The organism is Vibrio sp. B1REV9 (assembly GCF_905175395.2).
Taxonomy (GTDB): domain Bacteria; phylum Pseudomonadota; class Gammaproteobacteria; order Enterobacterales; family Vibrionaceae; genus Vibrio; species Vibrio alfacsensis.
Genome location: NZ_HG992745.1, coordinates 1,202,628 through 1,216,423, shown reverse-complemented (window position 1 = coordinate 1,216,423; position 13,796 = coordinate 1,202,628). Strand labels below are relative to the sequence as shown.

Annotated in this window: 11 protein-coding genes; 5 read left to right on the top strand and 6 right to left on the bottom strand. The window is 45.8% G+C overall.

Translation table 11 applies throughout. From position 1 onward, the window contains the following. Positions 1-23 precede the first annotated feature (23 nt). Positions 24-1,208 (bottom strand): NnrS family protein, encoded by a 1,185-nt coding sequence (locus KHN78_RS11150; protein ID WP_211916071.1) that lies wholly within the window; start codon positions 1,206-1,208, stop codon positions 24-26. A 223-nt stretch (positions 1,209-1,431) separates the two neighbouring features. Between KHN78_RS11150 and KHN78_RS11145 the strand changes: the two genes are divergently transcribed. Both KHN78_RS11145 and KHN78_RS11140 read left to right on the top strand, forming a co-directional pair. Continuing rightward, positions 1,432-1,983 carry a gamma-glutamylcyclotransferase family protein gene (locus KHN78_RS11145; RefSeq protein WP_211916070.1) on the top strand — a complete coding sequence of 184 codons (552 nt, stop codon included), beginning with the start codon at positions 1,432-1,434 and terminating at the stop codon, positions 1,981-1,983. Between the two features lie 185 nt (positions 1,984-2,168). Continuing rightward, complete coding sequence (locus KHN78_RS11140; protein ID WP_211916069.1) at positions 2,169-3,167, top strand: substrate-binding domain-containing protein; 999 nt, start codon at positions 2,169-2,171, stop codon at positions 3,165-3,167. 182 nt (positions 3,168-3,349) lie between these two features. Here the strand turns inward: KHN78_RS11140 and galM are convergent, their stop codons facing one another. The 4 genes from galM to galE form a co-directional block, all read right to left on the bottom strand. Continuing rightward, positions 3,350-4,408, bottom strand: coding sequence for a galactose-1-epimerase (galM, locus tag KHN78_RS11135; RefSeq protein ID WP_211916068.1), 1,059 nt, complete (start codon positions 4,406-4,408; stop codon positions 3,350-3,352). 52 nt (positions 4,409-4,460) lie between these two features. Continuing rightward, on the bottom strand, positions 4,461-5,621 hold the full coding sequence (gene galK / locus KHN78_RS11130) for a galactokinase (RefSeq protein ID WP_211916067.1): 1,161 nt from the start codon (positions 5,619-5,621) through the stop codon (positions 4,461-4,463). 187 nt (positions 5,622-5,808) lie between these two features. Beyond that, positions 5,809-6,861, bottom strand: coding sequence for a UDP-glucose--hexose-1-phosphate uridylyltransferase (locus KHN78_RS11125; protein WP_211916066.1), 1,053 nt, complete (start codon positions 6,859-6,861; stop codon positions 5,809-5,811). Between the two features lie 114 nt (positions 6,862-6,975). Then, positions 6,976-7,995, bottom strand: coding sequence for a UDP-glucose 4-epimerase GalE (gene galE, locus KHN78_RS11120; RefSeq protein ID WP_211916065.1), 1,020 nt, complete (start codon positions 7,993-7,995; stop codon positions 6,976-6,978). Between the two features lie 405 nt (positions 7,996-8,400). On the opposite strand from galE, the gene ebgR reads away from it, so the two are divergent. Next, complete coding sequence (gene ebgR / locus KHN78_RS11115; RefSeq protein WP_211916064.1) at positions 8,401-9,405, top strand: transcriptional regulator EbgR; 1,005 nt, start codon at positions 8,401-8,403, stop codon at positions 9,403-9,405. Between the two features lie 205 nt (positions 9,406-9,610). Here ebgR and KHN78_RS11110 read toward each other — a convergent pair whose 3' ends face one another. Further along, the gene (locus tag KHN78_RS11110) at positions 9,611-10,528 is read right to left on the bottom strand and encodes a LysR family transcriptional regulator (protein ID WP_211916063.1); all 918 of its coding nucleotides are present in this window, start codon (positions 10,526-10,528) and stop codon (positions 9,611-9,613) included. 114 nt (positions 10,529-10,642) lie between these two features. Here KHN78_RS11110 and chrA point away from each other — a divergent pair, with 114 nt between their 5' ends. Both chrA and KHN78_RS11100 read left to right on the top strand, forming a co-directional pair. Then, positions 10,643-11,782 (top strand): chromate efflux transporter, encoded by a 1,140-nt coding sequence (gene chrA / locus KHN78_RS11105; protein ID WP_211916062.1) that lies wholly within the window; start codon positions 10,643-10,645, stop codon positions 11,780-11,782. Positions 11,783-12,033: 251 nt separating this feature from the next. After that, positions 12,034-13,725 carry an AMP-binding protein gene (locus KHN78_RS11100; protein WP_211916061.1) on the top strand — a complete coding sequence of 564 codons (1,692 nt, stop codon included), beginning with the start codon at positions 12,034-12,036 and terminating at the stop codon, positions 13,723-13,725. The last annotated feature ends 71 nt before the right edge of the window (positions 13,726-13,796 follow it).

Below are 13,796 nucleotides of genomic sequence, written 5' to 3'. Positions count from 1 at the left end.
ATCACAGCATCAATCGAGCGGTACTAACCTGGATGCCCATCTGCACGTGGGGTAATGAGCATCGCACCAAATCGCCACACAAACATACCAAAAGCAAGAATCCATAATCCGCCGCTGATATCAATCCAAAGCAGCATATTGGATGGTTCTAAAATAACACCTAGGCTACGAGTCAACGCGGCGGCAATGATTGCAACAAACGCAATACTCATATTTGGACCTTTATAAATCATACGCCCTGTATGCCCCATAGTAACGCGAGTAATCATTGCTAGAATCAACCCTCCTAATGCCCCAATCGCAAACAAATGAATTAAATTGTGGCTCGCAAATGCATTGTCCCACCCGCCTCGTAAAACTAAGCTAAGTGGCAAACACGCATACGCTGCATGCAACGACCACACTAAAGGCTCTTTTAGTGTTAGCCAAGGCTTCCAACGTAAGAATCGAACCCATTGGGCCATTCCTGCAAATAGCATCAGAGGCTGACCTAGCTCGGCAAACGTCACAGGGAAAAAGCTCAAAACGAAGAGCATAACCAGTGGTAAATTGGCCATCCAATCTAACCACACCAAAGGCTGCGCTTTTTCAAAATCAAAACGGCGCGCAGTGAAGAACGGAATGACTCGTCCCCCCATCACAGATAACAACAAAGTAAACCACCACAGCATGGCTTGCCACACGGCTGAAGATGTAAAAGGTGGCATACCTTTCACCGTGGCATAACTTGCAAAATTGGCAAAAATCGCGAGCAAGAATAGCGGCACAAAAAACAAGTTTCGCCAGCCTTTCGAACGGTAGACACGAATGCCCACTTCGTAAGCGGCAAACAATAAAAATAGCGCTTCAATACTACTTGTTAACCACAATGGTGCAGGCGTCCAAAGCAAGACCCTTGGTATAAGCCAAAGCAAAAATAGGGCAAGTAACGTGTAATGCTTGGTGCCATTGAACCCCGTCCAATTCTGAACCGCAGTGAGCACAAAACCAACGACGATCGCCATCGAGAAACCAAATAGCATTTCGTGCACATGCCACCATAATGCAGGCACTCTCAGTGAACTTGGTTGACCCGTTTGAAACATCCATACCCATAGCGCAATCGCGATGATGGCGTAAATCGCACCGAATAAGAAAAATGGCCTAAACCCGAGTCGCAGCCATGCAGGGATTTTCTCTTCCACTTTTTTATCAGTAATATTCAGCATTGTGATGCCCTTTCGTACCTATTAAGCACTGTCTAAAAATTCAACGTCAGCGATCTTATCATAAACATGCATGAAAAATACATGTTACAAGGTAAACTATCCTTTAGAAGTAGAGCTCATCATTCATTCTTTTCTAAATGGGCGGGTGAGTAAAGTTGCCGGGTAAATTGGTTTTGGGTATAACTGAATGCATCAGATTCGTCGAAACATAGGAAACAATGAGATGTATATTTTCGGCTATGGCAGCTTAATAAACTCTGCCTCTCGCCAATTAACCGGGCAAACTGGTGAAGCCATTCCCGTCATCGCTCATGGTCTGGTGCGCTACTGGGGTAAAATCGACGATAGCTATATTTTGTCACCTTTGGTGGTCAATGAAGGTGACGGGCAAGTCAATGGCGTGCTACTTGAGGTCAATGATGAAGCACTGGCTGAGTTTGACCATCGTGAGCGTGGTTACCATCGTATTCAAATACGTCCGGAACAGATAGACGCCAGCGTCGCATTTGATTCTGATCTTCCTATCTGGGTTTATGTAAAAAACGATCCGCAACCACCCTGTTCACTCAGCCCAATCCTGCAAAGTTACGTCGATACCGTGATGGCAGGGTGCTTAGATGTTTCTCATGCCTTTGCAGAGCACTTCGTTCGCCACACTGTTGGTTGGCATCACACAAAAGAGAATGATCGCCACCAGCCTAAATACGGCAATCTTGCTGGCGTACAGGATCACCATTATGAGCTTATAGACAAATTTATTGTTCTGTATTCATAGCGTTAGAATCAAAACAACGTTACAAATAAAAGCCATAAAGAGATAACGTTTACATTAAAATAAAGCCAATAATTACAAGTATTAACCACCAGCTATAGAAAACAAAATTACACATCAAATTGCACTTATTACACAATAGGTGTTTAATACTCTGGTCAATACTTTTAGCCTACGAAAGGTCCCTCATGGCAACAATCAAGGATGTCGCGAAAGAAGCTGGTGTATCGGTCGCGACCGTCTCTCGCGTGATCAATAAATCACCGAAAGCAAGCCAATCTTCTATCGATGCAGTGACGCAAGCAATGAGCAAACTGGGCTACCGTCCAAACGCAGCAGCGCGTGCACTCGTCAGCCAAAGTACTAACACCATGGGCGTACTTGTCGGTGATGTCTCCGATCCGTTCTTCGGCACTTTGGTGAAGTCCGTTGACAACGTGGCTCGAGAGAACGGCAAGCATATTTTGATCGGTAATGGCTACCACAACCCAGAAGATGAGCGCCAAGCGTTGGAGCTTTTGATCAACAGTCGCTGTGAAGCGATTGTGATTCACTCTAAAGGCTTGTCTGATGAGGAGCTCATCGGCTACGCCAAAGAAGTGAAAGGTATGGTGCTCATCAACCGAAACATTCCAGAACTTGCGGAGCGTTGTATCTCTCTCGATAACCGCAAAGGTGCGTACCTAGCAACAGAATATTTGATTCGTCATGGCCACACCAAGATCGCTTGTATCGCGTCATCGCATGACATTGAAGATACCGATGAGCGTTTGCAAGGCTACCAAGCGGCACTGAAAGATCACGATATCGTGCTATCAAAAAGTTATGTCGAATATGGCGAACCAAACAGTGACGGCGGCGAAACAGCAATGACCAATCTGCTGACTAAATCACTTGAAATAACTGGCGTTGTTGCCTACAACGATTACATGGCAGCAGGCGCACTGGCGGCGTTAGACCAAAACGGCATCGACGTACCAGAAAAAGTGTCCATGGTTGGCTTCGACGATGGCTTAATTGCTCGCTTCGTCAATCCAAGTTTGACCACGATTCGTTACCCAATCGAAATGATGGCAGAGCGGGCTGCGCGTTTGGCGCTAGCTTTATCGCGTAATGAACAAGTGGAAGATGACACCATCATCTTTAGCCCGACTTTAGTGCGCCGTAACTCGGTGGATCGTCTTTAAGATATAGCGCTAGTCAGTGCCAAGAAAGGTTACAAAGTAAAAGCTCTGCCACCGAAGTGACAGAGCTTTTTCTTTTTGGGGTGTTTGTAGAGAGCGTTATTTTGCCAACTTTTGATGAGTTTTTGACCTACTGTAAGCAAAAAGCCTACGGCAACCCAAAAGCTCGAAAATGCTCAGTTTACCTAGAAAGCAAACTGATAAGTGGTGCAGAAGCGGTACTCTTGTTCAGGCTCAAAAATACAGCTTGGCTGCGCCCACTCAGCATGGTTTGGCGAATCTGGTAAAAACTGCGTTTCTAACGCCAGACCCGCGTAATCGTTATATTCGCCGCCATGGCGATTTGGTGCGCCAGCTAACCAGTTGCCCGTGTACAATTGCATCGCAGGCTTGTTTGTTACCACTGACAGGTGCACTTTTTCATCTGGAGAAACCACCAGCGCAACTGGTTTTGAGACATCGCGATGAGCATCAAATAGGTAGCTATGATCATACCCTTTGGCGGCAATCTGCTGTTCATCTTGTAAGAAGTGTTCTGAAACTGGTTTTTCACATCTAAAGTCAAATCCTGTGCCTTTCACATCTCGCAATTCACCAAGCGGAATACCGACCTCAGAGGTTGGTAAGTATTGGCTTGCAACGATGGTTAAGCGATGCGAACGACAATCTAAGTCCGCTTCTGCCCCCAACAAATTGAAGTAGGCATGGTTGGTCAAGTTTATCGGTGTTGCTTTATCTGTCTTAGCGAAGTACTCAATGCTCACTTGGTTATCATCAGTCAGCGTATACGTCACTTGCACTTCTAGATTACCCGGAAAACCTTGATCTCCATCTTCAGACAACAGCGAGAACGTCACTTGCTGATTCGAGTGAGACTCAATCTTCCAACGACGTTTATCAAAACCTTCTTCACCACCATGCAGACTGTTGCCAGCTTGGTTAGTAGACACTTGAAATACTTCGCCATTCACTTCAAAAAGACCATTGGCGATGCGGTTTGCGTAGCGACCAACAGTGACACCCATGTAACCCTGTTGCTGCATGAAACTCCCCATCGTCCCCACTCCGAGTAGCACTTCACGCAACTCCCCATTCGCCAAAGGTAAACGACAACTCAGCCATGTCGCGCCAATATCCATAAAGGTAACGCTCATGCCTGTGTTATTTTTCAGTTCGACCACGTTGGCAGGCGCGCCATCAAAGGCGGCCTGCTGTGTCATCGTGATAGTTAATGGCTCAGTCATCTCTCGCTCCTACTGCGTCTTAAAGCACTTTGAACTTAAAGCAATTTTTCACTTACAGTACTTCGACTAAACCAGCGCCGTTTTTCGCTTGGCACACGTAGATGGATTCTTTTAGACCTGTTGCTGCTTGGTACTTCGCTTCTACCGTTGCTTTCACTTCGTCAACCAATGCTGGCGGTACAATAGCAACGATACAACCACCAAAGCCGCCGCCTGTCATGCGCACGCCGCCTTGCTCGCCAATCACTTCTTTCACCATTTCAACTAACGTATCGATTTCTTTGACTGTGATTTCGAAATCATCACGCATGGACGCATGAGACTCAGCCATCAGCTCACCCATACGCTTCATGTCGTGCGCGCGAAGTGCTTGTGCTGCTTCTACCGTGCGGTCGTTTTCTGTGATTACGTGACGAGCACGTTTTGCGACCATTTCGTCTAGCTCAGAGACTTTCTCGTTGAATTGTTCAATGGTCACATCACGCAGTGCTTTCACACCGAAGATACGCGCGGCTTCTTCACACTGCTCACGGCGCGCGTTGTATTCGCTGTCTACCAAGCCACGTTTTTTGTTCGAGTTGATGATCACCACCGCCATGTCTTCAGGCATCGATACCGCTTCGGTTTCTAGGCTACGGCAGTCCAATAGCATTGCATGGTTTTCACGACCTTCAGCCGAAATCATTTGGTCCATAATGCCACAGTTACAACCGACGAATTCGTTCTCTGCTTGCTGGCCGTTTAGCGCAATTTCCGCTTGGCTGATTTCTAAGTTGAACAGCACTTTGAATGTTTGACCAATCACCACTTCCAACGCTGCCGACGAGCTTAAACCCGCACCTTGAGGCACGTTACCGCTAACAGAAATATCCGCACCAGAGAATTGGTAGCCACGAGCAAGAAGACACTTCACCACACCGCGAATGTAGTTCGCCCACATTTTGTCTTGTTGGAATGTGATTTCTTGCGTGATGTCGAATTCATCAACTGCGTTGCCGTAATCCACAGAAACCACGCGTACTAGGTTGTCTTCACGCTTCGCTGCCGCCACAACGGTTTGGTAGTTGATAGCACATGGCAGTACAAAACCGTCGTTGTAGTCAGTGTGCTCACCAATCAGGTTTACACGACCAGGCGCTTGAATAATGTGGCTTGGCGCGTAACCCAGCACTTGTTCAAAAGAAGTTTTCACGTTTTGGATTAGATCAGACATAGGTAATTCTCAAACTGTTTTATTCTTAAATAGCAGCTCAAATCTCAAGCCACGATAATCACACCTCTTAAATAGTTGGAGTTGCAGCTAGGCGACAAACGAATTCAACCCTATGAGCATAGATTCTCTATGTGATTAGGGGGAATTTGTGCAGTCAACAACGTTGCAGCTTCAAATATGACAGAGGTTATTGTTCTTTGTAATGCACATCGCTTACATCACGCAGACGCTGCGCCGCTTGTTCTGCGGTTAAGTCGCGTTGGCTTTCTGCCAGCATTTCATAGCCAACCATAAACTTACGAATCGTTGCGCTACGCAGCAGTGGTGGATAGAACAGTGCGTGCAGCTGCCAATGGTCAATATCAGTGCCTTGTTCAAAGAATGGCGCGTAGTGCCAGCCCATTGAGTAAGGGAAAGAGCATTGGAATAGGTTGTCGTAACGGCTGGTTAGCTTTTTGATTGCAACCGCAAGGTCATCGCGTTGCTCATCGGTTAGCTCACTCATTCGACGAATGTGCGTTTTAGGAAGCAGCATGGTTTCGAATGGCCACGCCGCCCAGTAAGGGACAACAGCAATCCAGTGTTCGGTCTCAACCACCGTGCGTGAACCATCTTTAAGTTCAGCTTGCACGTAATCCACCAGTAAGTTGCTGCCATGTTCTTGGTAGTACGCTTTTAAGTTGTGTTCTTTGCGCTCGATTTCGTTTGGCAAGAAGCTGTTTGCCCAGATTTGACCGTGCGGGTGAGGCTGAGAACACCCCATGGTCTCGCCTTTGTTCTCAAATGCTTGAACCCAAACGTAGTCTTTACCTAGCTCTTCGATTTGATCATTCCACGTGTCAATCACACCGCGGATTTTGTCGACTGGCAGCTCAGGTAAGGTTTTGCTGTGATCAGGCGAGAAACAAATCACTCGGCTCAACCCGCGCACACCTTGCGTTTTGAACAGTGGGTTATCTGACTCAGGTGCATCTGGAGAGTCCACCATCAGTGCCGCAAAGTCATTTTGGAATACGTACGTGCCTTGGTAGTCTGGGTTTACATCGCCAGAAATACGCTCGTTGGTTGGGCAAAGAAAACACTTTTCGTCGTAGGTTGGCAACTCATCCGTTGCTGGCTTTTCATCGGCACCACTCCAAGGACGTTTTGCACGATGCGGTGAAACCAAAATCCACTGACCCGTTAGTGGGTTGTAACGACGGTGTGGGTGATCCACTGGGTTAAATTCAACATTCGACATCTTACTTACTCAACTTTTAAAATTTCTTTCATCTGCATTCCCCAATGAAACTGGAGTTGCAGCTAGGCAGTCAATCAACAACGCTGCAGTTTCAATTACGCAGCGGGGCTTGGTTTACGAAGGGGAATAGCCTTGCGGGTTGTTTGACTGCCACTTCCACGTATCAGCGGTCATTTCCGCAACACTGCGAGTCGCTTTCCAGCCGAGTTCTCGCTCCGCTTTGTCTGTGCTTGCCCAACATTCTGCAATATCACCCGGACGACGAGGACAAAGCTCGTAAGGCACAGGATTACCACAAGCGGTCGCGAACGCTTCCACCATTTCAAGTACGCTGGAACCTTTACCTGTACCAAGGTTGTAAATGTGTAAACCGGCTTTTTCGCCCACCGATTTCAGCGCTGCAATATGGCCATCTGCCAAATCCATCACGTGGATGTAATCACGCACGCCTGTGCCATCCGGTGTTGGGTAGTCATTGCCAAATACCGACAGCTTTTCGCGGCGGCCTACTGCCACTTGCGCGATAAACGGCATCAAGTTGTTTGGGATGCCCTGAGGATCTTCACCCATGGTGCCCGATGGATGCGCACCAACTGGGTTGAAGTAGCGCAGCAAAGTCACGCTCCAATCGTTTTCTGCGTTGAACAAATCGCTCAAGCACTCTTCCACCATGTACTTGCTGCGACCGTATGGGTTAGTGGTAGCCCCCGTTGGAGAGTCTTCCGTAATTGGCACAATGTCAGGATCGCCGTAAACCGTTGCCGATGAGCTAAATACAATGCTTTTCACACCCGCTTTACGCATGCTGCGCGCCAACACCAATGAGCCATTCACATTGTTGTCGTAGTATTCCAATGGTTTCGCGACAGATTCGCCCACCGCTTTCAGGCCAGCAAAGTGAATCACAGCTTGAATGTCATGCTTGGCAAATACTGAGTCCAAAAAGGCTTCATCACGGATGTCGCCTTGGTAGAAAGCCGGCTGCTTACCGGTTAGCGCTTCAATGCGGCTTAACACTTCCACTTTGGCATTACACAAGTTGTCGACAATGATTGGCTCCATACCTGCTTCAATCATCTGTACACATGTGTGACTGCCGATGTATCCCATACCGCCTGTGACAAGAACTTTCACTTCTGCTTCTCCACTGTTGCTGCCGATGCTCAGTTAGACGCTAATGGTTAGCTGAGCCTAATTAACCAACTATTAGCGACACCGTCCATTTCTTAACTGCCTAGAAGTCTACCAATCAAATCCGGTTTAAATCCGTGATCAAACTCAAATAGTGTAAACGTTTCCACAAAATCACAAAATAGCGCGCTAAATGGCAAAGTTTCAGTTAAAGTAAAGACGAGATAAATGAATATACCCAAGTAACCTCAAGATGCTTGGGTATAAAGCTCTCACTATCCAAAACTTAGTTGTAATTTAATGAAATATGCTGTTTTACTAAAAGTTTATTTTACTTTAAGCCGCGGGTTACAATTACTAACCCATTAATCTTAAAAGGATGGTGAATTTTGTTTTCGGGAAGAGTAAATGGCAACGTTAAAAGATATTGCTACTGAAGCGGGCGTCTCACTTGCAACCGTATCACGCGTGTTGAATGACGACCCAACGTTAAGCGTTAAAGAAGAAACCAAACGCCGTATTTTAGATATTGCTGAAAAACTTGAGTACCGTACTGGCAGCTCAAAAAAGAGCGCCAAAGAGGCGAAACAAAAACACCACTTCTTAGCCTTGTATAACTACAAGCAAGATGCTGAAGTAAATGACCCATACTATTTATCAATTCGACACGGGATCGAAGCTCAATGTGACAAGTTAGGCATTACACTCACCAATTGCTACCACAGTGAGATTGATGTCGAAACGCAAAAGATTACTGGCGTTCTTTTGGTTGGAAAAACGGATAACAGCACCATCAGCAAATTACCAAAACGTCTTGCTGACAGCATTTGCTACATCGACTTCTCCGATAATGACAGCACCTACGACTGCGTTGATGTCGACCTTTATCATATCAGTAAGCAAGTAATCGAATTTTATCTTCAGCAAGGCTATGGACGGATTGGTTTTATCGGTGGTCAACGTGAGAGTGGCACACCAGACATGCGTGAAAACGCATTTGTGGAATACGGTAAACTAAAAGGTGTGGTAGCTGAAACAGATATTTATCGTGGAGACTTATCCAGTTTATCAGGTTACAACCTAACAAAAGAAATGCTCGCCAAAGGTGATTTCCCAAAAGCGCTATTCGTTACCTCTGATCCAATAGCGATTGGCGTGTTGCGAGCTATTCATGAATTTGGGTTAAACATCCCAAAAGATATTGCGTTGATCAGCCTCAATGACATTCCAACAGCATGTTTTACGTTCCCTCCTCTTTCTACGGTCCGTATTCACTCTGAAATGATGGGTGCACAGGGCGTGAACTTGTTGGTCGAAAAGTATCGAGACAAAAGAGAAATGCCACTCAAAGTTTACGTGCCAAGTAAATTAAAGCTGCGAGGCACAACCAAGTCATCGTCGGAATTCGAATAGACTTTTCCTATTAAGCACTGACATTTCAGTGCTTTTCTCTCTTCCTTTCAAGTGGTCACTTTCGTGTTTTACTCGCGTGTTTTACTTCAATACCGACGAAGTTGTTGACCATCCCTCTCACTCCGTATCCTTGATATAACCGTCGATCACTCCAAAGTTAAACGTTTTCACAAAATTTGTATTAGAAAAGCATTTTCGTTCCGAACTATATGGAGGTAACAATTTCTGCGACTAATTCCCGCAGCCATACTCCTTTTTCTTCATTATTTCGACTTGTGTGCCACAACATCGCAATATCAAAATCAGCGACAGCAATAGGCGGCTTCACGGTCACTAAATCGTCAGAAAAACCATCCGACAACGCCATTTTCTCTGGCACAATCGCGATCAATTCACGCTGGTTGAGTAAGTTTCGAATAGTAAGAAAATTGCGAGAAGCGACGGTGACTTTTCGGTTCAAGCCATGATCAGCGAGCTTTTTGTCAACCTGCGTACTTAAACTACCATCAGGACTGACCAAAGCCTGCTCAATGTTAGCAAAAGTGTGAATCGACAATTCACACTCACCTTTTAAAACACGTTTATCACACAAGCACACGTGTTTCTCGGTATAGAGATACTGACTCTCAAAGTTGTCATCGAGCACGGGCATACTACCAATTATCACGTCGAGTTTATCGTTCTCAGTAATCGCAATATAGTTGCTTCGATTGACATTAATAAAGCTGATCTGCGCTTCTGGTGCGCGCTGTCGGATGGCATCGTAAAGCTTAGGAGCAAAGATAAATTCAGCGTAGTCGGTCAAACCGATACGACAAACACCTGAATAATTCTCGGGTTGAAAAACCGATTTTGTCAGTAAATCCTTGGCAATCGAATCCAGCAAATGGTGTACGGTTGGCGCGATGTGATGTGCGTGCTCCGTTGGCTCCATTTTGTGGCCTTTTCGCTCAAACAATGGGTCGTCAAACAACCCCCTCAAACGCTGTAAACTGTGGCTCATAGCCGACTGGCTAACAAAGCTTTTTTCTGCCGCCAGACTCACACTGCGATGGCGGTACAGATAAGAAAAGGTCACTAACAGATTTAGATCGATATTACGCCACTGGATATCATCTTTCATAGAACAGCCATTATCCAATTTTATTCATAGATGTAATTAAAACTATTAATTTGAATCATCTTAGTACATTTTTTACATTAGAGGCAGTCTTATTGGAGATTTAACAGGCTCAACATGTTTACCATTTTTAAAACTTTTTTTTGGCTTGGTTGGATCAGTTTCGGTGGCCCTGCAGCGCACATCGGTTACTTCCGCCAAACGTTCGTTGAAAAACTCAAATGGATTGATGACAGCGAATACGCACAAATCGTGGCATTAAGCCAATTCTTACCGGGCCCTGGTTCTAGCCAAGTTGGCTTTGCTCTAGGTTATAAACGCGGTGGCTTAGGCGGCGCATGCATGGCGTTTCTTGGCTTCACGCTGCCTTCAGTGATCATCATGTTGGCGCTTGCGATGGTAAGTAGCCAGATCACTGATACAGCGCTGTTCCAAAACATCGTGCATGGCTTGAAATTGCTGGCGGTCGTTGTGGTGGCGGATGCGACTTGGGGAATGTACAAAAACTTCTGCCAAAGCAAGCTAACAGCCGGGTTATGTGTAGCAACCGCAATTGCGTTATTGGTTGCACCGAGTATCGCAACTCAAATGCTCGTACTGGTTGTAGCGGGCTTAATTGGTACTCAATATCTAAAGAAAGAATCCACAGCACCTGCCGAACCTTTTAAACCAACCATCGCACCGCTGGCGTTGTTTGCGGCCCTCTTGATTGGCTTACCGTTCGTGGCTCACACCCTGCCAATGCTTGGGCTATTTAGCGACTTCTTCCAAGCGGGTAGTTTGGTGTTTGGTGGTGGTCACGTCGTACTTCCTCTACTTCAAAACATTGTTGGCGATCAGCTAAGTCAAGACGCGTTCCTAACGGGCTACGCCGCAGCGCAAGCGGTACCGGGGCCGATGTTTACGTTTGCGACTTACATTGGTTATGAGCTGTCTGATGCACCAATTCTAGGCGCGTTGGTCGCAACATTAGGCGTCTTCTTACCAGGCTTCTTGTTGCTACTGGGCGTGCTAAAAAACTGGCAAGCTTTAGCAGGTAAACCCGCGATATCAGGGGCAATTAACGGGGTCAACGCATCGGTGGTTGGATTGCTACTGGCAGCGCTTTACCAACCGGTATTTAGCAGTGCGGTTATCGCTCCTATTGATATTGCGCTCGTCATCGCTGGCTTCTATTTACATAAGAAACTTAACCTATCTGTATTGTGGATGATCGTGTTCTTTGTGGCGGTAGGCATCATCACTGGCATGATTTAAACTCTTCTAAGCGCATGCACAATAACCGTATGCGCTTTTTCTTCTTATACATAATTCACAATACAAAACCTCTGATGCTCCGCGATGAATATTCTTTCATCTCCCCTTGATAGCAATTATTTGCATCTCGAACACTATCTTCTCCACAGAATTCATCAAAATCCATTCCCGTCGAATAAGTTAACATGCTAAGGTTAACAATATATTAACAACTATAAAGCCACACGAGAGAAGACATGGAGTCATCTACAATGAATCAGCCTAATCTAGAAAATCCTGCTGGTTGCGCTCTCCCGCCACCAAACGAAATGATCCTTAAATGGGCAGAGGAACGCCCAAATGAGGTTTACTTAAAGCAAATCATCAATCGCCAATTCGTAGAATTTACGTTTGCAGAAGTTGCAGACCAAGCGCTTCGCCTAGTCAGTGCCCTACGTAATTTAGGAGCACAACCCGGTGATAAGGTGGCATTAGTATCTAAAAACTGTGCCGAGTGGTTTATTTGCGATTTAGCGATGATGCTCGGAGATTACGTCAGCGTGCCGATCTTCCCAACCGCTGGTGCTGATACGATCGAATACTGCCTCACCCATAGCGAAAGTAAAATCATCATTGGCGGCAAACTCGATGACCCTAAGGCGACACAGCAAGTCATTGACGCCTTGCCAGACGTCATCAGTATTGCATTGCCTTATGACACCGCGCCAAACTGCCAATATCAGTTCAAACAGCTGATTGCTGATGCCGAGCCAAGTACTGAGCGCCCACAGCACTACGATGATAAATTGATGTCTGTCGTCTATACATCAGGCACTTCAGGCTTACCAAAAGGCGCAATGCTTACTTATGGTGCATTCAACTGGTCTGTACAACAACTCATCAATCACATTGGTATTCAAGAAAATGACCGATTATTTTCTTATCTGCCATTGGCCCATATTACTGAGCGTGTTTACATTTTTGGCTCATCGATTCGTGGTGGTGTTATGACAGCATTTCCGGAATCACTCGATACCTTTATTGAAGATGTCAAAATGCATCGCCCAACCCTGTTTATCTCGGTTCCACGTTTATGGACACTATTTCAGCAACGAATTCAAGATAAGTTACCGCAGAAGAAACTGAATATTCTGCTCAAAATCCCATTTGTAAATACGCTAATTAAGAAGAAATTGGCTGATGGACTTGGTTTGGATCAAGCGCGAGTCCTGGGTTGTGGCTCAGCTCCAGTCTCACCTGCTTTGCTTGAATGGTACCGAAGTGTCGGTCTAAATATTACTGAAGCATGGGGAATGACCGAATCTTTTGCCTATAGCACCATTAATTATCCATTCAGAGCCGACAAGATTGGCTCCGTTGGTAATGCTGGCCCTGGTATCGAACTCAAGATTGCCGAAGATGAAGAGATCATGGTTCGCAGTAAGGGGCTCTTTTCTGGTTACTACAAAAATGATATTGCGACACAAGAGTCATTTGATTCCGACGGTTGGCTGCATACTGGTGATATCGGCGCAATTGACGCTGATGGCTACTTAACCATCCAAGGTCGTAAAAAAGACACCTTTAAAACCGCCAAAGGCAAATTTGTTGCGCCAGTACCTATCGAGAAAAAGCTTTTCGAATACAGCCGCGTTGAAATGATGTGTTTGATTGGTTTAGGCTTACCTGCGCCGATCCTTTTGGTGGTTCCGCATGATTTCCCTCACTTTGATAAAGAGCGCTATGCTCGTACAACCCGCAAAGTCATTTCAAGAATGAACCAGGAGTTAGAGTCTCATGAGCAGATCAAAGGAGTATTGATGATCCAAGATCCTTGGAGCATCGAAAATGGTATTTTGACCCCTACCCTGAAGATCAAACGCCACGTCCTAGAGCAAAAATATCATGAGATTGGTCAGAACTGGCCAAAAGGCGAATTGGTCGTGTGGGAAGAAGATCTTTAGTCCACAGTACAGAAACATAATCAACGCTCCTATATTCGGGGCGTTTTTTTATGAGCCATACGCAGTTTCTA

What these genes read in the sequence shown, in the direction of transcription:
- KHN78_RS11150 (WP_211916071.1), bottom strand. Translation starts at nt 1,208, where the DNA reads ATGCTGAATATTACTGATAAAAAAGTGGAAGAGAAAATCCCTGCATGG.
- galK (WP_211916067.1), bottom strand. Translation starts at nt 5,621, where the DNA reads ATGTCTGATCTAATCCAAAACGTGAAAACTTCTTTTGAACAAGTGCTG.
- KHN78_RS11140 (WP_211916069.1), top strand. Translation starts at nt 2,169, where the DNA reads ATGGCAACAATCAAGGATGTCGCGAAAGAAGCTGGTGTATCGGTCGCG.
- KHN78_RS11100 (WP_211916061.1), top strand. Translation starts at nt 12,034, where the DNA reads ATGAATCAGCCTAATCTAGAAAATCCTGCTGGTTGCGCTCTCCCGCCA.
- KHN78_RS11125 (WP_211916066.1), bottom strand. Translation starts at nt 6,861, where the DNA reads ATGTCGAATGTTGAATTTAACCCAGTGGATCACCCACACCGTCGTTAC.
- chrA (WP_211916062.1), top strand. Translation starts at nt 10,643, where the DNA reads ATGTTTACCATTTTTAAAACTTTTTTTTGGCTTGGTTGGATCAGTTTC.
- KHN78_RS11110 (WP_211916063.1), bottom strand. Translation starts at nt 10,528, where the DNA reads ATGAAAGATGATATCCAGTGGCGTAATATCGATCTAAATCTGTTAGTG.
- ebgR (WP_211916064.1), top strand. Translation starts at nt 8,401, where the DNA reads ATGGCAACGTTAAAAGATATTGCTACTGAAGCGGGCGTCTCACTTGCA.
- galM (WP_211916068.1), bottom strand. Translation starts at nt 4,408, where the DNA reads ATGACTGAGCCATTAACTATCACGATGACACAGCAGGCCGCCTTTGAT.
- KHN78_RS11145 (WP_211916070.1), top strand. Translation starts at nt 1,432, where the DNA reads ATGTATATTTTCGGCTATGGCAGCTTAATAAACTCTGCCTCTCGCCAA.